The following is a 19,973-nucleotide window of genomic DNA, read 5'->3' as shown; positions in this document are numbered from 1 at the left end:
GAGAAATGGTAGGATAAGGCTTTTATTTTTGCTGTAAACCTTACCTTGGAATTTATATACCTGCATGACAGATAAAGCGACACCGTCGGAACTAGAGCCGGAAGTTAAAAAGAAGGGTTTATTTACCCGTTTTAAAGAGTCTTTTGTTGGCTCAGAAGAAGACCAAGCCGCGTTAGCCGCAGCAGAGGGCTTTATCGATGATGCTGAGGTGGCGCCTTGGCAACATCTGGAATTGTCGCCAGAAGAGCAGGCATCACTGCTGGTTCGCTTCCGTGAAGGTCTGAGTAAGACCGGCGCGCAGCTTGGCGAGGGGATGGCCAATTTATTCCTCGGCCGCAAAGAAATTGATGACGAGCTGCTGGAAGAAATCGAAACCCATTTGCTGATGGCTGATGTGGGTGTCGACGCGACCCAAGAGATCATTAGCAATCTGACTAGCCGCGTGTCCCGCAAAGAGCTAAATGACCCAGAAGCCTTATATATCGCTTTGCAGCAGGAGCTAAGCACTATGCTTGCCGCTGCAGAAGAGGAGTTAGTCATTCCTGTTAGCGACAAACCCTATGTTATTTTAATGGTTGGGGTTAACGGTGTTGGTAAGACCACCACCATCGGCAAGCTGGCTAAGCAGTTTCAGGCCGGCGGCCGCTCGGTCATGCTGGCGGCGGGAGATACCTTCCGCGCGGCGGCGGTAGAGCAGCTTCAGGTGTGGGGTGAGCGTAACGATGTTCCCGTTATCGCTCAACACACTGGTGCCGACAGTGCTTCGGTGCTGTTTGACGCTCTGCAGGCGGCGCAGGCAAGAGATGTCGATATTTTGATTGCCGATACGGCCGGCCGCTTGCACAACAAAGACAATTTGATGGAAGAATTGAAGAAAGTCGTTCGAGTGCTTAAAAAGTTAGACCCAGATGCACCCCATGAGGTGATGCTGGTTTTAGACGCCGGCACAGGTCAAAACGCGCTGTCCCAAGCCAAGCATTTTCAGCAGGCGGTGGGTGTTACCGGTTTGACCTTAACGAAGCTCGACGGCACCGCGAAGGGCGGTATTGTTTTTGCGATTAGCAAGCAGCTTGGTATTCCGATTCGATTTATTGGCGCGGGCGAGGGTATTTTGGACTTGCGCCCATTCCGGGCCAATGAGTTTGTTGGTGCCTTATTTGGGTGGCAGCAAAAGCAATGATTGAATTTGATCAGGTTTGCAAGCGTTATGAAGGCGGTTATGAAGCGCTCACTAACCTGAGCTTCCATATTCCCCGTGGCGAAATGCGCTTTTTAACCGGCCACAGTGGCGCTGGTAAAAGCACCTTGCTCAAGCTGATTATGGTGATGGAGCGAGCCAGCTCCGGACAAGTTATTGTCGGTGGACGGAATCTGTCGAGCCTACCGGCGCGCCGCATACCAGAGGTGCGCCGCGATGTTGGGGTGGTTTTTCAGAATCATCAGTTGTTGTTCGACCGCACCGTCTACGACAATGTTGCGCTGCCGCTAATTATTGCTGGTTATGGTCATCGCGACATCGGCCGTCGGGTGCGGGCGGCCTTAGACAAGGTGGGCCTGCTAGATAAGGAGCGGAAAAACCCTATTACCCTGTCTGGGGGAGAGCAGCAGCGGGTGGGGATTGCCCGCGCGGTGGTGAATAAGCCTGCCTTATTATTGGCCGATGAACCCACGGGTAACCTTGACCCACAATTGTCCGCTGAAATTATGCATTTGTTTGAGCAGTTTAAGCAGGTCGGCGTGACCGTACTTATCGCCACCCACGACCTCGGTTTGATTGCGCGGATGCCCTATCGTCTGCTGACCTTGCGCAATGGGCAGCTGGTCACACGGGGAGGGGATGACAATGTCCCCGAATAAGCAGAATAGAATGAATAAGCGCCGCTTGGGCCAATTGCAGGCACCTGCCGGCAAAAAAGATATCAAGGGTGCGCGTAAGCACAAAACCAGTTTAAGTGACCGCCTAGCCGGCTACCGCAGCCACCATCAACAGGTGGCAATAGACAGTTTGCGTCGTCTTGTCGCTCGTCCGGCAACCACTATCATGACCACCTTAGTGATCGCTATCGCCTTGGCGCTGCCAACAAGCCTCTACGTAGGCTTGAATAATATCGATGCGGTTAGTGACGGTTGGGAAGGCGCAGCGCGTATATCACTATTTTTAAAGCCCAGCGTGAGTAGCGGGCAGGCCGAGGTGTTGCGACGCAATATTGCTGAGCGCGATGGCGTTGTAGCGGCGGACTATATTTCTCCAGATGCCGCGCTAGAAGAATTCCGCGCTAGTTCGGGGTTTGGCGACGTACTTGATCAGCTCGATGCCAACCCGCTGCCCAGCTTAATCGTGGTGACTCCCCGTGAGGCCAATGTTTCTGCTGCGGCAGTGACGGAATTGCAGGCCTCGCTAGGGCTATTGCCAGAAGTCGAATTGGCAAAGCTAGATATGGAGTGGTTGCAGCGTTTAAATCGTATTACTGAGCTTGGGCGCCGTTTAACCTTGGCGCTTGGTGCCATGCTCGCGGTCGGTGTATTACTCATTATTGGTAATACCATTAAATTGGCAATAGAGGGGCGACGGGCGGAAATTCTTGTCGTTAAGCTGGTCGGGGGCACCAATGCCTTTGTGCGCAGACCATTTTTGTACACCGGATTGTGGTACGGTCTTGGTGGTGGTTTGGTGGCGTGGATCTTGGTGCAAAGCGGGCTGTGGTGGCTAAGTGGCCCTATTGCTGATTTATCACAGTCTTACCAGAGTGACTTTCACCTATTGGGCCTCGGCTTTATTGATACTATAGTCTTGTGGCTATTTGCTGCCATGCTGGGTTTATTGGGCGCATGGCTGGTTGTGGGGCGTGAATTGCGGGCTATTGAGCCGCGCTGATTCGCTGAATTCCCCGTGTTGAGTGGGTTTTCTGCTTGGTACTTGAACTTTGGTGCGTTTGGTACTCTAATAAGCAGCGGTGTAAAACGTAGTTTCATCAACGAATTTTAGGAGGATGTGCAATGAGTACTCATCTACAGCCGATACAGCAGCTTGTACCGGGTGGTGATCTCTCTGCATATATTCAGTCGGTCGGCAGCATCCCTGTGCTTAGCGCAGAGCGTGAGCGTGAGCTGGCTGAGGATCTGTTTTATCACGGCAACGTCGAGGCGGCACGTCAATTAGTTATGTCGCATCTGCGCTTTGTTGTGCATATTGCTAAAAGTTACAAAGGCTATGGCCTGGCCCAGGCTGATCTGATCCAAGAAGGTAATGTAGGTCTAATGAAGGCTGTTAAGCGTTTCGACCCTGAAAAAGGCGTGCGCTTGGTGTCATTTGCTGTTCATTGGATTAAGGCTGAGATTCACGAGTACGTTTTGCGCAACTGGCGCATTGTTAAAATTGCGACGACCAAGGCACAGCGTAAATTGTTCTTTAATCTTCGCAGCGCGAAAAAGCAGCTGTCTTGGTTGAGCAATGATGAGGTGCACGCTGTTGCCGCTGATTTGGGTGTAGACGTTGCCGAAGTGCGCAGAATGGAAGGTCGTCTGAGTTCGGTAGATGTGGGTTTTGATGCCGACACCGACGACGAGCGCGGCCCCGTCGCACCGGTTCACTACCTTGAAGATCACAGTGCTGACCCTGCTTTATTGCTAGAGTCCGATGATCTGGAAGAGAGTAATCACCAGAATCTGTCACTGGCTTTGTCTGAGCTTGATGAGCGCAGTCGCGACATTCTGCAAAGCCGCTGGCTGGGTGATAGCAAGGCGACCTTGCATGATTTGGCAGACCGTTACGGCGTTTCAGCTGAGCGTATTCGCCAGCTAGAACAAGCCGCAATGAAAAAACTGCGGGCGGCAATGGAAGCCTAGCTTTTAGTTTTAGTGTTTTAAAAAGCCTCGCAACGCGGGGCTTTTTCATTTTTGCCTAGCAGAAAGCGCGTCATTTACGAGTTGTTGCGGCACTTGGCTTTTTTAAGCCCGTCTAGATCCGTACAATAGCGCCATCAATTACTATCTGGGTATACACATGGCTTCCCTAACGCTTTTTGTAGCGGCGGTTTTAGGATTTTTGGCGGTTGGCTTGGGCGCATTTGGCGCGCACGGCTTAAAGGCGAGCTTGCCTGCCGACATGATGGCGGTGTATCAAATCGCTGTTCAGTACCATTTTTATCATTGTTTCGCGTTGCTCATCGTTGGCGTGCTTATGCATAGCGGTGTTCAGCATCTATCATTGCGAATATCTGCTGTTTTGTTTTTTGCTGGGACGCTCGTCTTCAGCGGCAGCTTGTACGCCTTGGCATTAACCGGAACACGGTGGCTGGGCGCGATCACTCCGATTGGTGGTTTAATGTTTTTAGTGGCTTGGGCGTGTTTGGCCTACTCTGCATGGAAAGCGATGTAATGACTGAGAATGCCGCACCTATCCGGCGCCGGATTAAAAGCTTTGTTCTTCGCACCGGAAGAATGACCGACGGTCAGCGTCGGGCCTATGAGATTAACCTCGCTGAGCTGGGCTTGCAGCGCAGCGACGGCATGCAAAACTTTGAAAATACCTTTGGGCGTGTGGCGCCGGTGGTGCTTGAAATTGGTTTCGGTATGGGTGATTCCCTCGCTGAAATGGCCGCCAATGCCCCAGAAAATGATTTTATCGGCGTAGAGGTTCACACCCCCGGCGTTGGTCGTCTTATGTACTTGGTGCAGGACGCCGGTTTGAAAAATGTCCGCACCTATGAAGACGACGCGGTAGAGGTGTTGGCACAGTGCATACCTGATAATAGTTTAAGTCGCGTCCAGGTCTATTTTCCCGACCCCTGGCATAAAGCCCGTCACCACAAGCGCCGCCTTATCCAGCCGCAATTTGTGCAGGCGCTACGCAGCAAATTAAACGTAGGCGGTGTACTGCACTTGGCGACCGACTGGGAAAATTACGCCGAACACATGATGGACGTAATGAGCGAGGCCGAAGGCTATAGCAATATGGCCGGTGACAGAGCGTATTCGCCACGTCCAGACTATCGTCCCATTACGAAGTTTGAAAAACGTGGCGAGCGCCTGGGGCACGGCGTGTGGGATTTGCTGTTTACTAAAGTGAGTTAGTGCGAGCTCTGATTGCGTCTTCATTATGTAGGCGCAAGATGGCACTTGATTTTGAAAGCCCATACCCGGTGTAACAAACCTAATGCGGGCGAGTCTCTGTATTACTTCCTAGCCAATATGCGGTTTTATTCGTTGGCTAAAATAATAATCAAAGAGTACAGGCTTATGACGAACCCGTTTTTATTTTTTAGTGAATTACTGCGCCAACCCATGTGGATTGTCATTTGGGTTGCGATACTTATGGCGGCTAATTTAACAAGCCTATTGTTTTGGGATGAGTGGCTGGCGAAAGTGATCTTTGCCACCTTTTTAATCTCGGCAAGCGCAATGTTGCTGATGTTTAGTATGGTTGGCTATCAACGGGTGCTCGGTTTGGCGCATATATTGTGGGTACCCCTGCTGTATTTTGTGCTGCGTGAAATTCCATTGGCAGAGGGTAATTATAAAATATATCTGCTAGTGCTCGCGGCCTGCAACGGCCTGTCCTTGGTGTTTGATGTGCGTGATGTGTGGCTCCATTTTTTCGCCAAGGACTAATCGTTAGATAGTTCGCAGGGAACCCATAAACCACTCGACATAATAACTTTGCAGCGCGCCCACTGTTTAAAGCTGCGGAGTGAACATGATTGATCTATGCCGATAACATCGTCACTTTTACCCGCTGCGGTGCGAAAGGTGATGCGCTTTCCCTCTATGGCTAACACCTCCCTTACCGCCCATTGCTCACCCCGTGCCGCATTGCTGTAACACAGGCCGGTTTGAATTTTTAACGGCTTTCGTGTTCTACGCCGGGCGCTGCGCGATGCTAATTCAAATAATTCACTTAAATCATCGGGTGTAACATCAATGAATGAGTTCATTTGGTGCAGTGCGGCGGCAAAATCCTCTTGGGCGATGTCGGGGCTGATATGGCGGAATCCACGTTTGGCGATGGAAGTTGATCCCGCGTACTCACGGCGAAACCAGTGGCCGGGATAGCGGCGCCATTTAAATAGGGCGTTAAAAAGTACGCCGCAGCCAACGAGGGCAAGTGTATTTAAGAGTACGGGAAAAACGACGTAGGCATAGCCAAGGGAATATATGCTGTCGCCGCCGGCTACCGCAAAAAGCGCGGTGGCGCCGCCAGGAGGGTGTAGGCAGCGCATATGATACATCGCAAATATGGCGAGGCCGACAGCGACGGCGGCGGCAATTTGGATGTCAGCGATATGCTGTTGACAGTACACGCCAATGCAGGCAGATACAAGGTGGCCGCCGATAACCGGCCACGGTTGTGACAACGCGCCGTGGGGTACGGCAAAGACAAGCACAGCTGAAGCGCCGGCGGAGGCCACAATGAGCAAGCTTGCTGGGCCAGAAACATAGATGTTCGATATTAAGTAGCACAGGCTAATCCCGAAAAAGCCACCTAAGCCAGACAGAAGTTTTTCAAGTTGGCTGGTGGTATTTTGTTCAATGCCGATGACGAGGCCGACTTCCTTTATAAAGTTACGCATTTAGCTTTTCAGATTTATGAGTGATTTTGGTGCGCACGCACTGTGCATGGCCACATATTGGGGCATGAATGGTAAATGCTTGCTTTAAATTCGTATAATGAATATATATGATGGTTAAGTTCAAAAAAACGGAATTAAAGGTGTGTATCGATTGCGCGCCGAGTGATGGAGCCCTAAATGGATATTGAGTTAGCTCGTACCTTTCTGGAGGTAATGAGTGCGGGAAGTTTTTGCGGCGCGGCTGAGCGCTTGCATATTAGCCAGACAACCGTGACGGCGCGGGTGCAGTCGTTGGAAGAAACGGTTGATTGTCAGCTATTCATTCGCAATCGCAGTGGCGCGCGCTTAACCGTAGAGGGTGAGCGCTTTGTCGCCTATGCCAGAAATCTTGTGCAGAGCTGGGAATGCGCGAAAGCAGAAATGAAACTGCCAAGGGGGCGTGAGTCCCGTTTGCGTATAGGCGCTGAAACCAGTCTGTGGAATCCCGTGTTAACAAACTGGGTGAATTGGTTGCAAACTAACTCCCCCAGTGTAGCGGTCCACACCGATGTTGCCGACGCAGCTAGTTTGCTCGCGAAACTTGAAAAAGGTTTTCTTGACGCGGTAATTGTACACCGCCCCAATTATTTGTCTGGGGTGATGATTGAGCAGTTGTTAGAAGAGAAGCTGGTTCATGTGCAAGTGCCGAATAATGCCAAGCCAAATTTATTTGTTGACTGGGGGGCGGAGTTTCGAGCGCAGTACGACGCTGCTTTACCCCAGCCACGACAGGCGGCTTTTACATTCAATTTGGGGCCGCTGGCCCTGCGGGTTATGTTGAGCGGCGGCGGCAATGGCTATTTTAGAACCCGTGTTGTTGAGCCCTATTTGCGCAGCGGCGAGTTGGAGCGAGTAGCGGATTCGCCAGAGTTTACGCACCCAGTGTATTTGGTATATCGCACCTCGAATGCGCGATCAGAACTGCCAATTGCACTTGAGGGTTTGCGTAATATCGTGAGGGATCATTCAGAGTGGCAGGTTTAGTTTTCAAGAAAACATTATTAATTCGCTATACGAATAGAGAGAAATTGAATGGAAAATGTATTTGAAGAATTAAAATTTCCCTGCGGTAAAATCATGCCAAATAGATTGGCGTTGGCGCCGTTAACGAATACCCAAAGCAACGCTGACGGCTCGTTATCTGACGAAGAAATTAAGTGGTTGGCAATGCGCGCTGAGGGCGGCTTTGGCATCACCATGACCGCCGCTGCCCATGTTAATAGCGCGGGTCAGGGTTTCCCTGGTCAGCTTGGAGTTTTCAATGACGAGCATCTTGCGGGCTTGAAAAAACTAGCGAAAATAATTAAGGCGCAGGGCAGTCTTGCGGTTGTGCAGCTTCATCATGCTGGACTACGTTCGCCACGGGAATTAATTGGTGAAATGCCGGTGGCCCCCTCGCCATCAGAAAAATTTTCAGCTCGCGGTCTAAGTCATGGTGAGGTGAAAAGTTTGATTGAAGATTTTATAACAGGCGCAGAGCGTGCCAAGGCGGCGGGGTTCGATGGCGTGGAATTGCACGCGGCGCACAATTACATTATTTGTCAGTTTTTAAGTTCTGAATTTAATCAGCGCACTGACGAATACGGTGGTTCATTGCAAAATAGATCGCGGGTTCTGTTTGATATTATCACCGGTATTCGAGAGCGCTGCGGCAAAGAATTTTTGCTAGGCGTTCGGCTTACGCCAGAGCGTCACGGAATTGAATTAGAAGAAGCGATTGCAACCGCTAAAGTATTATTTGAGAAGAAGGAAATTGATTTTCTCGATATTTCTGCATGGAATGTTTACAAAGAGCCCGTTGATGAAGCTCTGCAGGGGCGCCGTTTACTTTCTTACTTTACCGAGCTTGATCGCGGTGCGATATGTTTGGCCGCGGCGGGAAAAGTGTATACGCCAGAAGATATAAACTACTGCTTAGATGCAGGTTTAGATTTTGTGCTAATGGGACGGGCAGCGATGCTGCATCACAACTACCCGGCGTTATTGAAATCAGATAACGGCTTTGTCCCAAACCGTATTCCCGTGAGTCGTGAATACCTTTTGGCCGAAGGTTTGAGCGAGAGATTTATCGATTACGTCGGTGGCCAATGGCCTGATTTTATTGGGTCTTGATGATGAGAAATAGAAACCATACTGTTTTTTTGAGTATGGTTTTTAGGCGCTCTGTGCGCTGTCTTTATTTGAAGCGTTTCCAGATTTTATCGGGTAAGTGACCTAGGGCCGGACGAAATAGGCTCCAAGGTAGGCGCGGCACAAATACATCTTTGCGGCGGGCGAGTATGGCTTTGGCCATTTCTTTTGCTGCCTGTTCTACAGAAATAGCAAAGGGATAGCGATCGATATTTTCCATGATCTCGGTTTTGATAAAACCGGGGCGTATTTGGGTAACGTCAATATTGTTATCTTTATGCTCTATACGCAGTGCGTCTAAATACATAGATATTCCCGCCTTGGAGGCGCAATAGGCCGCTTGGCTAGGAATAGGCTGTAATGATGCCAGAGAAGAAATGCCGACAATTTGGCCGCGCCCTCTTTCTAAAAAATAGCTCACGGCCGCATTGGCGGTGGCCATTGCGCCAATGAGATTGGTACGGATAATTGCAGTTTCGTCTGCGAGCTGACCGTTTCCAACGCGGGTAAAATTATTAATGCCCGCGTTAATCACAATGCTATCTACGTCTCCCAGTTTTGTGCACAAGTCCAGCAGGTTTTGCTCAACGCTGTCGGTCTCATCTACATCTACACGGGCAATGTGGACCTCGACGCCGGTCTGCGCTTGCAGTTCACTTTGTAATTGCTCGAGCACGTCTAGGCGTCGGCCGGTTAAGCCCAGTCGACAATTACGGCGCGCAAACTCCCACGCTAGGGCTTTGCCGATCCCCGCGCTGGCGCCGGTAATGATGAGTGTGTTTGGCACTGCTTGTCTCCTGTTTTTAAATGTCGACGACGCCTTAGAAATAACGGCGAGCGGTCAGGCCGATGCTGCGCGGCGGTATAGTAAAGGCTTGATAGGAGCCTTCCGCAGCACCCACATTGCGATCTACTTGGGTGTGAATATTGGCCGGCGCGGTCTGCGCAACCGCATTTTTAGTGCTTAGATTTTTACCCCACAGGGCCAAGTCCCATTGGCTATTTTGCCATCCCAGTCGCAGATTGGTGATGCCGTAGGAACTGGTTTCTGCGCGGGGGTCCAGCGAGGCGCTATTGTTGGCGTCACCGTTGTAAAGATAGTCCAACCGCGTATAAAACTCACCGGAAAGCATAGTGCGATAATAATTTAGCGCGATGTTTCCCTTAATGCGGGTGGCCGAAGGCAGGTTTTCGCCGCTGAGATCACATTGGCCAAGATCGTTGTCTGGGGTTCTGCCGTAGTAGCATTGTCCGCCGGTGTATTTGTCATAAATGGTATCGATATAAGCAACATTGATGTTGGCAATAAGTGATGGGGTTAGGATGAAGGTAGAGTCGATTTCTACCCCGCTAACGGTGACTAACTCGGCGTTGTTCACCACAAAAATCAGTCCCGCGTAGCTGGCGTTTTGAAAGTCTTCATACTCAGTATAAAACGCGGCGGCATTTATTCGTGCCCGCTTGTCGAGAAATTCACTTTTCAGGCCGATCTCGTAGTTGGTGACGTTTTCTTCGCCATAGGGGCGGGACTCATTAGTGGCTGTGCCATTTTGCAGACTGAAGCCGCCCGCTTTGAAGCCGGTGGAAAGCGAACCGTAAATCATACTGTCGGCAGTTAAAAAGTAACTGCTCGAGAAGGCGCCGGTAATGGCCTCGAAATCTAGGGTGCCGTCGTAGTTGCTGCCGTCGGGGGTGACGCTGCAAAGTAAATTGGTATTAAGTGGTGGCACGCAGCCGAGTACGGACAGTTGATTGGACTGTTCTATGCTGCCGTGCTTTTTCTCGTAAGAGTAGCGAAGCCCCAGCGACATCTGCCATTGCTCTGAAAGGGATAGATCGTATTTATTGAAAATGCCAAAGCTTTCAGTTTGTTGTTTAACGTAGTAGTCGCCGCGATCCCCAGCAACGCCCAGGGCCGGAATAGTTAGCGGCAGTAAATTAATGGGAAGAATTCCTAAAGAAATTTGGTAGTCAGCGACTGCATCGCCATAGGCGGCGATATCCTGCTGGGCAATAAATTCGGGGCGATCGCGGTCGCCGCGAATAAAGGTGTTTTCATAGTAGAACAGACCAGCTAGCCAATTTAGGCGGGCATTGTCATTGGAGGCAAAGCGTAGCTCTTGCGAAAAGGAGTGACCGTTTTGAACGTCGAGGAAGTTGGCGACTTGCAAGCTTTGCTGCTCTACATCATTTACACCATTGGCGCTTTCATAGTCGTCATAGCTGCTGATTGAGGTAAAGCTAAGCTTGTCGAGAGCGTATTCGACTTTGAGAATAACGTCATTGCTTTCGCTGGCGAAGGTAGTGTTGTCTCGGTATTCAACTTTTCGATCGCTTGGATCGTTGGCGATACTGGTCTTGCCGCCGGCATTGGCGATAATGGTTTTGGCGGCTTCACTTAAATACACGTCGCCGCTCATGGGATTCAGATCTTTTTCGCTGTAGCCGACAATCAGGCGGGCGCTGAGTTGATCGCTAAAATCGGCTTGCAGCTGTCCGCGAATGGCGCGGCTGTCCTGGTTGTCGCTGTCGGCACCTATCGTATTATTTATCCATGCGTCGCGGTGGGTCTCTACCCAGCTCACGCGGCCACTTAGCCAGTCTGTTAGTGGGCCGCTGATCGAGGTTTTTAGTTGCTGTAGCTGGTCATCGCCTAGGCTGGCTTCCACCATGCCTTCCAGTGTGTCGCTGGGGGCTTTGGTGGTGACGCTAATAACCCCTGCGGTGACGTTCTTGCCGTGTAGTGTACTCTGGGGCCCTTTGAGCACTTCCACCGATTGCACATCGGCTAAATCGCCAATACCCATGCCGGAGCGTGAGCGAAAGGCGCCGTCGATGAATAAGCCCGTGGCGGGTTCAAAGGTGGGAATATTGCCCGCGTTGCCGATATTGCGAATACGGAAGGTCGCCGATAGCGGGCTGATATTGGTTAATACAATGAGTGACGGCACTTGCGCGGCAATATCGGCGATATCGTTAAAGCCAATATCGTCGAGCTGGTCGGCGGTGATGGCCGACACAGCTACTGGTACATCCTGAAGATTTTCGCTGCGCTTCTGGGCGGTAACAATGACCTCTTCGAGCTGGGGTGTCGCGATTGCGCTGCTATTCAGCCCTAGGAGCAGTGCGCTACCAAGCATTGTGGGGTTTGTGAAAACGCGGACTTTGCGAAATGACATCATTGTTGAAACCTTTATTCTGGGGAGCGCTTATTGCTTCCCCATTGTTGTTATTTTGGCTCAAACTATCACAGGGTTTACACTATGTAAATAAAATTGCTAGTATCGCTCAACGAATAAAAAAAGTGTGGTGTGTCATGGCGGTGCCGACCAAGGCAAGATACAAGGCCAGAGTGATTCAGCTAGTGGCTGGCGGATATAAATTCGCTCAGCGGCGGCGGGCAGCCCGTGACAATGCAGCGGATGATTTGGAGTTTTATTACGCGGCGGGAGATCCCCACTCGCATTTGGCAGCACAGTTGCTGCCGCGCTTGCAGGAGCAGAGCAGAGTAAAGATTCGCGTGCGCTTGGTGTCTCAGCACGAGAGCCCTATTTATCCTGCAATAGACAAGCAGCGTCAGTTTGCGCTGACGGATGTGCCGCGTTTGGCGTCGGCTTATGGGCTTAAAACGGTGGCGATGAATACACTACCGAGCGCCGATCTACTGGCAAGCGGCAGTCGACATTTACATGGAGCCATCTCGTTAGAGGAATTTATACAGCGGGAATGGGAGGTGTCGGCGGCGCTTTTTTCTGGCCAGAAAACGCAGCCATTTGATACGGGCAAGTTAGCCACGCCGGAGGACACCGACATTGAAATACAGGCCAACAATGCGCGCCGCGAACGCTTAGGTCATTACCTGCCAGCCATGTGGCAGTTTCGCGGTGACTGGTTTTGGGGGGTGGATCGCGCAGAGGCTTTGTGTACGGCTCTTGGTCGCGCCAAGTTGTACGACGGTGCGTTGCAATTGTCGTGCTCAGCCAACGTCGCCGAGCTTGGCGAGACGCCTGCGATGGATACGCCTTTAGAGTTTTTCTTCAGTTTTCGCAGCCCTTACTCTTACCTCGCGGCGGTGCAGTTGCAGCAGCGCTTGCCGTCCTTATCGCTTCCGCTAGCGGTGCGGCCAGTACTGCCGATGGCAATGCGCGGATTTAAAATTCCCCTCGCTAAACGCATGTACATTGTTCATGACGCCGCGCGTGAGGCGAAAAATTTGGGAATCCCCTTTGGCCTGATCAGTGATCCCATTGGCGAGGGCGCCCTGCGTTGCTTAAAGGTATTTAGTTTGGCGACGGGCGCGGGGCAGCAACTTGATTTCTTGGTGTCGGCGGGGCGGGGTGCTTGGGCAGAGGCTATCGATTTGTCCACTGATAGGGGCTTGCGTAAAGTCTGCGAGCGAGCGGGCATTAACTGGGTGGCGGCGCAACGCTGTTTGCAAGGGCCCTTGCCGAATTATGCCCAGGCCAATCTCGATGCTTTGCAAGATATGGGCTATTGGGGAGTGCCCAGTTTTCGTTTGGGGAAATTCACCAGCTGGGGTAATGATCGCATGTGGATGCTGGATGAATTGCAGCGGCGAGTTGTCTCGAATCAGCGGATGAAGGAACAATAATAATGAAGAAAATCCTGCTCGCAGTGACTGTGGTATTACTGCTCGTGCTAGCTGCTTGGCCCTACCGAGGAGAGTGGCTGCTGCGAACCGTGATTGGGCTCGATAATCTTCGGAATCCGGTATTAGAAAATCAGCCGGTTAATTGGCAGCGGGGTGAACATGCCCCCGCCGATAAGCGGCCAAACATCATCCTCATTGTGGCGGACGACCTAGGTTTCAATGATATTAGTTTTCACGGCGGTCAACAGGCCACTTTGCCAACACCGGCTATTGATTCTTTGGCCCAGCAGGGCGTTTCTTTCAGCAGCGCTTACGCGGGCAATGCCGTCTGTGCGCCGTCGCGGGCGATGTTGATGACCGGCCGTTATTCAACGCGCTTTGGTTTTGAGTTCACACCGGCGCCGCGCAGCTTTGCAAAAATGTTCAATATATTGCCGAAAAATCCTGATGCCGTTCACCAGCCAGAGGTGGATATGGCGGCGGTGGATCGCATGCCAAGGTTTCAGTCTATGGGCATGCCGACCGAAGAAATAACCTTGGCGGAGCAGTTGCAGGCGGCGGGATACCACACCCTGCATATTGGCAAATGGCATTTGGGGCGCGATCAGGGGATGCGCCCTGAGCATCAAGGTTTTGACGAAAGCCTGCTGATGGAGAGCGGCTTGTATTTACCGGTAGACGATCCGCAGGTGGTTAACGCTAGACAAGATTTCGACCCGCTGGATCAGGCGATATGGCTGAAAATGCGCTATGCCGCCTCTTATAATGGCGGGCCGGCCTTCGCCCCCAAAGGCTATCTTACCGACTACTATACCGATCAAGCTGTTAGCGCGATTGAGGCGAATAAGGATAGGCCGTTTTTCCTTTATTTAGCGCATTGGGGAGTGCATTCACCCCTGCAGGCTTTAAAGGCCGATTACGACGCGCTAGCGCATATTCAAGATCACCGTTTGCGGGTGTATAGCGCCATGCTGCGCGCATTGGATCGCAGCGTGGATAGGGTGATGCAGGCGCTGGTAGATAACGGTATTGACGACAATACGCTGGTGATTTTTACCAGCGACAACGGCGCGCCGGGGTATCTGGGCTTGCCGGATTTAAACGCGCCGTTTCGGGGGTGGAAGCTGAGTTATTTTGAGGGCGGCGTCCGCGTTCCGTTTTATGTACGCTGGCCGCAACAGTTATCGCCGGGCTTGAGGTATGATGCACCGGTTTCGCATTTGGATGTGTTCGCCACTGTCGCTGCCGCCGCTAAGGCGGGGTTGCCTGCAGAACGGGTAATGGACAGCGTGGATCTATTGCCTTATTTGAGCGGGGATAAGCAGGGCCTGCCCCACGAGGCGATTTTCTGGCGGGAGGGCGACTATCAGGGCGTTCGAGCTGGCGACTGGAAGCTGATGCGCTCACTAAATCCGAATAAAATCTGGTTGTACAACCTCAAGGACGACCCCTTGGAGATGCATAATCTGGCGGCGGATAAACCGGATGTAGTGGCGCGTATGACGGCGCAATTGGCTGAGCATAATAGCCAGCAGCAGGACTCGCGCTGGCCCTCGGTTGTCAGCTTACCGGTGTTGATAGATAAGACGATGGCTGAGCCAGCTACGACGGATGACGAATATATTTACTGGCCAAATTGACAGGACATCACGCTGATATGGCGGAGAAAAAAACGGCAAAGCGCAATTACCTAAATCGGCAGCAGCGCAGGCAGCAACTCTTAGAGGCGGCGGCGACGATTGTAGACGAGCAGGGTTGGCCGGGGCTGACCATGATTTCGCTTGCCGAGCGGGCGGAGGTGAGTCGGCAATTGGTGTATCAGCATTTTCCGGCAATAGATGAATTACTGCTAGAAACCATCAAGCATTTGTTTGGCAGTCTTTATCAAGATTCGCAGGCGGACTTTAATCAGCAGCCAAATAATATTGAGCAGGCTGTGCAGGCTCAGCACCGACACTATCACGAAGACTTGTCCGCTGGCCGCGTGCGCGCCCTGTGGACGATTTTGTTTACCCCTTATAACGCCGACGAGCCCATTGCCAAAGCAGCGAGAATGATTCGTCGCATTAGCGCCGATGTGCCGGCGGCGGCGATACCGGGCTTGGTCGGTGAGGGTTTGATTGACAGTCAGCGGCGACATATCGGTTTTATGATCGACATGTTGTTTTGGGGCAGCTACAGCCTAGTGAGCGACGGTGAGATGGATAAAGACAGCGCGCTTGAATTGCTGTTGTGGATGCTGAAGCGCTTTAAATCTGGCGACAAGGCGGGTTTGCCCCCTGTTAGCAATAAGCCCGCCTCTTAATACCTACGTTTATTTTTTTGCCACCCAGCGAATAGCTGTGCCGGCTTTTTCTAGGTGCCACGCTGCGTCTGTTTTCAACAACGGCAGGAAGCCAGTGTCGGCAAGCAGAGTGTCGGCGCTCTGTTGGTCTTCAAGTGATAATTCTCGGTAAGCATTCATCACCCTTTGTAATTTCCAAGCTACATAAGGTGAGCTGGCCGATGAAACCTCTACCCCTTCGATCGTAACGGAAAGTGGGCCGAAGGAGGGCGGCAACGTATCGCTGTCGGTGCTGCTAATACCTTTTTCCACGGCGTGCCATACAGCTTGCGCCATAGCTGCAAAGGGAGTGGCGAGTTGGGCGAGAAATTCCGCTAGCTGCGGGTCATTGTCCAGCTGGCCATCGCTGGCTTCGCCCGCTGCGGCATGCATGCGCATCATCCACATCGACAGCTTCGTGCAGTGGCGGCGGAGGTATTCGCCGGCGTCGCAGGGGTCCATATAAATGTGACCAAACAAACCATTCATCAGTGCCACATCTGCAAGAGAAGGCCGCTTGCCGAGCAGGAAGCGTTGCTGGTTTAAGCGTTGTTCGATGGCATCTAAAATGCGGTGGGTAAGCTGCCGACTTAGCGCTTGTACGTCTTCTCGGTCTTGGCCCAGTTTGCGCACCTTAGCCTGAATACCCTCGGCGACAATATCGGATATGCCCGCAGATTGTTCCCGCAGGGCGGGGTCGTCAAGGTCGGTATGTATAACTGTTTGGAACATGTCCAGCGCCCACTGGCGAGTGTCTTCGGGAATCCAGCGGTAGTAAATAAACGGCGCAATAAAAAACTCATCACAGAGGGTTTCTAATAATAAGCAGGCCAGCTTTAGAACGGGGTCTTCGGGTGACAGTGGCCGCTCTGGGTGGCGTTGCTCCAAGGCCTCGACAATGTCGCAGCTGTCGTTTAGCAGCTCGCCGTCGGGGCAGAACACGACGGGGAATTTAGCCTCGCCGGTGCGCGGCAATACATCCTGAAAGAGCGCCTGAAAATTGCTGGCCCGCTCGGTGTAGGACAGGCGTTTGTATTGCAGGCAGGCGCGCACTTTGGCGGAGTAGTAGGAATACTGTGTAGCGATCAGAATATAGTCTTGTTGGTGATTCATAGTCGTGTCCGAAGCTCGTGAATTAGGCTTACAGCAGGGAGTCAGTGTGAATGTCACTGCTGTTGGCTGGCAGGCTGAAAAAATCGCCATCGCGGGTGATGCTAATTGGGCCTTTGTAATGTTTGGCGCTACCCTGGATAAACAGCTTTTCTAGATAGCGTAACGGGAGGCCGGGAACAATGTGGTTAAGCGCTAGGTACTTGACCCCAGCGGCCTGAGCAATGTCAGCGGCCTGTTGAGGTGTGGTGTGGTAGTTGAGAATATCCTCTGAAATTTGCGCCATGTGTTTAGCGCCGACTTCCTTTGCAGCCGCTTGCATGAGGTTTACCAATTGCGGAGATAGCGCTTCGTGAAGTAGTAAATCGGCCCCTGCGGCCATTGCTTCAACATTGGCATTTTTACTTGTGTCGCCAGAAATCACCACGCTGCGCCCCTTGTAGTCAAAACGGTAGCCAACGGCGTTGGGGATGGGGTAATGGTCGACGGTAAACGCGGTAATACGCAGTCCTTCATCTTCAATAATCACGGCGCTGCCCATGCTGTCCATTTCCGCAAAGCTGTGGGCTTTTAGGCCGGCGCCTGAGGGGATGACGGTATGGGCGCCGTGGTGGTCAATGCGGTATTGCGTGTCTTGGGTGTAGGCCAGATTAAAGCCGTCAACGACCTGTTCAACACCTGTTGGCCCGTAGACGTTTAGCGGTTCATCGCGATGGCCGCCAGCCCAGCGCTGTACCGATAGCTCACCTAAAGCGTCGATATGGTCGGAGTGAAAATGGGTGAGTAATACCGCTTTGGTGCGACCCGCAGAGAGTCCGGCAGGGCCGATATTGCGAATGCTGCCGCTGCCGGCATCGACAATATACAGATTGTCGCCGGCGATCACGGCTGTGCAAGGGCCGGCGCGATGAGGGTCGGGGATGGGGGAGCCAGCGCCGCAGATGTAGACATGTAGGCCGTCAGGAAGCTCACCCATAAAGCGGTTGCTGAGGGTGTTTTCCACTTGTCGCTGCATCAACTTCAGCACAAGCGGGTCGCCGAACTTCCAGAAAAAGCCTGCACCGGCGACGATCAACAATAGCAATACAGCGCTGAATTTTGAACGTGTTGTCATTGCGTTATTCTCGTTGTTATGACTGGACAGTTTGCGCCATTCTGCATTAAAGTTTACATCGTGTAAATAAATGGTCGAATGCGCTTCGCGTAGCTGAGTGGGGCGCGCTTTAGTGTTCCGGCGCCGTAGGCCAACGATAAAAATAATGATAAGAGGGTGTGCCCAGTGTTGAGGCGAAATCTTTGCTGCTTGTTACTAATATTGATGCCTTCCGTCTCAGAAGCGGCAACTCCCAATATTGTTTTGATTCTGGCTGACGATCTTGGCTTTACCGATATTCAGCCCTTTGCCAGCGAAATTTCTACGCCGAGTTTGGCGGCGTTGGCAGAGAATGGCGTACGCTTTACCAATCACCATGTTGCCGCTAGTTGCGCGCCCACGCGGGCAATGCTGCTAACCGGCGTGGACAGTCATTTAAATGGTGTGCCAAATATTCCAGAGGCGATGCCGCCAAGTCAGTTGGGTCGCAATGGCTACGACGGGGTGCTGTCTCACCAAGTGCAGACTGTGGCGACGCTGCTGCGTGATCGCGGTTATCACACCTATGTGTCGGGGAAATGGCATCTGGGTAAAGACCCTAGTCGCCTACCGAATCAACGCGGCTTTGAGCGCAGTGTGATTCTGGCAGAAAGCGGGGCGGATAACTGGTCCCAGCGTCCTTATCTACCAATGTACCGCACTGCAAATTGGTACAAAGATGATCAGCCCCACCAGTTGCCGGAAGAATTTTATTCATCGGAATATATTGTCGACCAAGCCATCGAGCAGATCGACAGTCAGCACGGCGACGGCCAAGCGTTTTTCTCCTACCTCGCTTTTCAGGCGGTGCATATTCCCGTGCAGGCGCCGGCGGAATATCGCGCGATGTATGAAGCGCAGTATCAGCAAGGTTGGTCGGCGCTGCGGCAACAGCGCTATAGAGCGGCAGTGGCGGCTGGGTTGGTGTCGTCGTCAACTACCTTGTTAGAGATGGATAGCACCGACGATTGGGACGCGCTCACCGAGGGCGAGCAGCGCGATTGGGCGAGACGCATGGCGGTCTATGCGGGTATGGTTCAGGCGATGGACCACCATATTGGTCGCTTTGTTGAATACCTCAAATCCATAGGGGAATACGATAATACGGTGTTTGTTTTTATGTCGGATAACGGCCCGGAGCCGGCAGATCCGGTTGGCCAGTTTGGCTTGCCCTTTGTCTTGTGGATGAAGGCGATGGGCTACAACACGGATTACGAAACGCTGGGCGAGCCCGAAAGCTATGTGGTGATCGGTCCGAGTTTTGCGAGTGCCGCAGCCTCGCCGCTTTCATACTACAAATACTATGCGGGTGAGGGCGGTCTGCGGGTGCCGATGATTATTGCCGGTGCGGGGGTGGAGTTAAGAGGGCAGCTATCATCCGCGCTAACCCATGTTACTGACATTGTGCCGACCTTGCTCGAGCTAAGCGGCGCTTCCATGCCGAGCTCGCAGTATCGTCAGCCAACGGGCAAAAGTTTATTGCCCCTATTGCTTGGGAGAGATGATCGAGTAAGGCAGGAGCATGAAACTCTCGGTTATGAACTGGGCGGCAATGCGGCCTTGTTCAAGGGGGATTACAAACTCGTGAAAAATTTGCCCCCCGCCGGCGATGGTCACTGGCATTTATACAATATTGTTGATGATCCTGGAGAGAGCCGCGATTTGGCTGCGAGCATGCCCGAGCGTTTTACAGAAATGCAGGCAGATTATGAGGACTATGTGCAGCGCAATGGTGTGCTACCCGTACCAGACGGTTATGAACAGCTTCGACAAGTGAGTAGAAATTCGATAATGGCAAGAAAAGCAGAGTGGATCTCGGCGCTGCTGGTCTTGCTTGTGCTGGTATATATTGGTGTTAGCTGGCGGCGTAAGCGTGCAGGAGTTTAGGCGTGCTGTGCAGTTGTTTGCCATTTGTTTTTATTCGCGTAGCTGCGGATATTGCAAAACAGGACAAAAACGCTATTCAGAATTCTGCGTCGGCGAAAGCTGGTGCTGGATAAGTTTGGGACGAGGGTGATTGAGCTGCAATTAAAATGGCGGCCCTGTCAGAGTATATTA

The 19,973-nt window shown here is 52.1% G+C and carries 18 protein-coding genes; 13 read left to right on the top strand and 5 right to left on the bottom strand.

Annotated elements, in window-relative coordinates; translation table 11 throughout:
- The first annotated feature begins 64 nt into the window (after positions 1 to 64).
- From ftsY to C0068_RS03340, 7 genes are all read left to right on the top strand, one after another.
- Positions 65 to 1,180 (top strand): signal recognition particle-docking protein FtsY, encoded by a 1,116-nt coding sequence (ftsY, locus tag C0068_RS03370; RefSeq protein WP_103683080.1) that lies wholly within the window; start codon positions 65 to 67, stop codon positions 1,178 to 1,180.
- Positions 1,177 to 1,857 (top strand): cell division ATP-binding protein FtsE, encoded by a 681-nt coding sequence (ftsE, locus tag C0068_RS03365; protein WP_103683079.1) that lies wholly within the window; start codon positions 1,177 to 1,179, stop codon positions 1,855 to 1,857. Before ftsY ends, ftsE begins: the two co-directional genes overlap by 4 nt.
- The gene (gene ftsX, locus C0068_RS03360) at positions 1,844 to 2,875 is read left to right on the top strand and encodes a permease-like cell division protein FtsX (RefSeq protein ID WP_103683078.1); all 1,032 of its coding nucleotides are present in this window, start codon (positions 1,844 to 1,846) and stop codon (positions 2,873 to 2,875) included. The genes ftsE and ftsX overlap by 14 nt, the downstream gene beginning before the upstream one ends.
- A gap of 122 nt (positions 2,876 to 2,997) precedes the next feature.
- Positions 2,998 to 3,846, top strand: coding sequence for an RNA polymerase sigma factor RpoH (gene rpoH, locus C0068_RS03355; protein WP_103683077.1), 849 nt, complete (start codon positions 2,998 to 3,000; stop codon positions 3,844 to 3,846).
- A 157-nt stretch (positions 3,847 to 4,003) separates the two neighbouring features.
- Entirely contained in the window at positions 4,004 to 4,378 is a 375-nt protein-coding gene (locus C0068_RS03350; protein WP_103683076.1) for a DUF423 domain-containing protein, read from the top strand.
- Positions 4,378 to 5,073 carry a tRNA (guanosine(46)-N7)-methyltransferase TrmB gene (gene trmB, locus C0068_RS03345; RefSeq protein WP_103683075.1) on the top strand — a complete coding sequence of 232 codons (696 nt, stop codon included), beginning with the start codon at positions 4,378 to 4,380 and terminating at the stop codon, positions 5,071 to 5,073. The genes C0068_RS03350 and trmB overlap by 1 nt, the downstream gene beginning before the upstream one ends.
- A 165-nt stretch (positions 5,074 to 5,238) precedes the next feature.
- Positions 5,239 to 5,610, top strand: coding sequence for a hypothetical protein (locus C0068_RS03340; RefSeq protein ID WP_103683074.1), 372 nt, complete (start codon positions 5,239 to 5,241; stop codon positions 5,608 to 5,610).
- Here the strand turns inward: C0068_RS03340 and C0068_RS03335 are convergent.
- Entirely contained in the window at positions 5,607 to 6,569 is a 963-nt protein-coding gene (locus C0068_RS03335; RefSeq protein WP_103683073.1) for an HPP family protein, read from the bottom strand. The genes C0068_RS03340 and C0068_RS03335 overlap by 4 nt on opposite strands.
- Before the next feature lie 177 nt (positions 6,570 to 6,746).
- On the opposite strand from C0068_RS03335, the gene C0068_RS03330 reads away from it, so the two are divergent.
- On the top strand, positions 6,747 to 7,592 hold the full coding sequence (locus C0068_RS03330; protein ID WP_103683072.1) for a LysR family transcriptional regulator: 846 nt from the start codon (positions 6,747 to 6,749) through the stop codon (positions 7,590 to 7,592).
- A 48-nt stretch (positions 7,593 to 7,640) separates the two neighbouring features.
- A complete protein-coding gene (locus C0068_RS03325) occupies positions 7,641 to 8,720 on the top strand; it encodes an NADH:flavin oxidoreductase (protein ID WP_103683071.1) in 1,080 nt (359 codons plus the stop codon).
- A gap of 64 nt (positions 8,721 to 8,784) precedes the next feature.
- Here the strand turns inward: C0068_RS03325 and C0068_RS03320 are convergent, their stop codons facing one another.
- Positions 8,785 to 9,525: an SDR family NAD(P)-dependent oxidoreductase gene (locus tag C0068_RS03320; RefSeq protein WP_103683070.1), complete on the bottom strand. Its 741-nt coding sequence runs from the start codon at positions 9,523 to 9,525 to the stop codon at positions 8,785 to 8,787.
- Positions 9,526 to 9,559: 34 nt separating this feature from the next.
- A complete protein-coding gene (locus tag C0068_RS03315; RefSeq protein WP_103683069.1) occupies positions 9,560 to 11,920 on the bottom strand; it encodes a TonB-dependent receptor in 2,361 nt (786 codons plus the stop codon).
- 134 nt (positions 11,921 to 12,054) lie between these two features.
- Here C0068_RS03315 and C0068_RS03310 point away from each other — a divergent pair, with 134 nt between their 5' ends.
- The 3 genes from C0068_RS03310 to C0068_RS03300 are packed head-to-tail and all read left to right on the top strand — an operon-like array spanning position 12,055 to position 15,655.
- Positions 12,055 to 13,350, top strand: a complete 1,296-nt coding sequence (locus tag C0068_RS03310; RefSeq protein WP_158249903.1) for a DsbA family protein — start codon at positions 12,055 to 12,057, stop codon at positions 13,348 to 13,350.
- Between the two features lie 2 nt (positions 13,351 to 13,352).
- A complete protein-coding gene (locus C0068_RS03305) occupies positions 13,353 to 14,990 on the top strand; it encodes a sulfatase-like hydrolase/transferase (RefSeq protein WP_103683067.1) in 1,638 nt (545 codons plus the stop codon).
- A gap of 17 nt (positions 14,991 to 15,007) precedes the next feature.
- A complete protein-coding gene (locus tag C0068_RS03300) occupies positions 15,008 to 15,655 on the top strand; it encodes a TetR/AcrR family transcriptional regulator (protein ID WP_103683066.1) in 648 nt (215 codons plus the stop codon).
- A 9-nt stretch (positions 15,656 to 15,664) separates the two neighbouring features.
- On the opposite strand, the gene C0068_RS03295 is transcribed toward C0068_RS03300, so the two are convergent.
- Positions 15,665 to 16,786, bottom strand: coding sequence for a glutathione S-transferase family protein (locus tag C0068_RS03295; RefSeq protein ID WP_158249902.1), 1,122 nt, complete (start codon positions 16,784 to 16,786; stop codon positions 15,665 to 15,667).
- Between the two features lie 28 nt (positions 16,787 to 16,814).
- A complete protein-coding gene (locus tag C0068_RS03290; RefSeq protein WP_103683064.1) occupies positions 16,815 to 17,897 on the bottom strand; it encodes an MBL fold metallo-hydrolase in 1,083 nt (360 codons plus the stop codon).
- A gap of 165 nt (positions 17,898 to 18,062) precedes the next feature.
- Between C0068_RS03290 and C0068_RS03285 the strand changes: the two genes are divergently transcribed.
- Positions 18,063 to 19,802, top strand: a complete 1,740-nt coding sequence (locus C0068_RS03285; protein WP_233208719.1) for an arylsulfatase — start codon at positions 18,063 to 18,065, stop codon at positions 19,800 to 19,802.
- The last annotated feature ends 171 nt before the right edge of the window (positions 19,803 to 19,973 follow it).

Origin of the sequence: Zhongshania marina (assembly GCF_002915595.1) — a bacterium.
GTDB classification, from domain to species: domain Bacteria; phylum Pseudomonadota; class Gammaproteobacteria; order Pseudomonadales; family Spongiibacteraceae; genus Spongiibacter; species Spongiibacter marinus_B.
This window is presented reverse-complemented; position numbering and strand designations above follow the sequence as displayed.

Bases quoted from the DNA above. Each gene is read 5' to 3' on its own strand.
- ftsX (WP_103683078.1), top strand. From the start codon at position 1,844: ATGTCCCCGAATAAGCAGAATAGAATGAATAAGCGCCGCTTGGGCCAA.
- C0068_RS03300 (WP_103683066.1), top strand. From the start codon at position 15,008: ATGGCGGAGAAAAAAACGGCAAAGCGCAATTACCTAAATCGGCAGCAG.
- C0068_RS03340 (WP_103683074.1), top strand. From the start codon at position 5,239: ATGACGAACCCGTTTTTATTTTTTAGTGAATTACTGCGCCAACCCATG.
- C0068_RS03350 (WP_103683076.1), top strand. From the start codon at position 4,004: ATGGCTTCCCTAACGCTTTTTGTAGCGGCGGTTTTAGGATTTTTGGCG.
- C0068_RS03295 (WP_158249902.1), bottom strand. From the start codon at position 16,786: ATGAATCACCAACAAGACTATATTCTGATCGCTACACAGTATTCCTAC.
- C0068_RS03290 (WP_103683064.1), bottom strand. From the start codon at position 17,897: ATGACAACACGTTCAAAATTCAGCGCTGTATTGCTATTGTTGATCGTC.
- C0068_RS03330 (WP_103683072.1), top strand. From the start codon at position 6,747: ATGGATATTGAGTTAGCTCGTACCTTTCTGGAGGTAATGAGTGCGGGA.
- C0068_RS03325 (WP_103683071.1), top strand. From the start codon at position 7,641: ATGGAAAATGTATTTGAAGAATTAAAATTTCCCTGCGGTAAAATCATG.
- rpoH (WP_103683077.1), top strand. From the start codon at position 2,998: ATGAGTACTCATCTACAGCCGATACAGCAGCTTGTACCGGGTGGTGAT.
- C0068_RS03335 (WP_103683073.1), bottom strand. From the start codon at position 6,569: ATGCGTAACTTTATAAAGGAAGTCGGCCTCGTCATCGGCATTGAACAA.
- trmB (WP_103683075.1), top strand. From the start codon at position 4,378: ATGACTGAGAATGCCGCACCTATCCGGCGCCGGATTAAAAGCTTTGTT.
- C0068_RS03315 (WP_103683069.1), bottom strand. From the start codon at position 11,920: ATGATGTCATTTCGCAAAGTCCGCGTTTTCACAAACCCCACAATGCTT.
- C0068_RS03305 (WP_103683067.1), top strand. From the start codon at position 13,353: ATGAAGAAAATCCTGCTCGCAGTGACTGTGGTATTACTGCTCGTGCTA.
- ftsE (WP_103683079.1), top strand. From the start codon at position 1,177: ATGATTGAATTTGATCAGGTTTGCAAGCGTTATGAAGGCGGTTATGAA.
- ftsY (WP_103683080.1), top strand. From the start codon at position 65: ATGACAGATAAAGCGACACCGTCGGAACTAGAGCCGGAAGTTAAAAAG.
- C0068_RS03310 (WP_158249903.1), top strand. From the start codon at position 12,055: ATGGCGGTGCCGACCAAGGCAAGATACAAGGCCAGAGTGATTCAGCTA.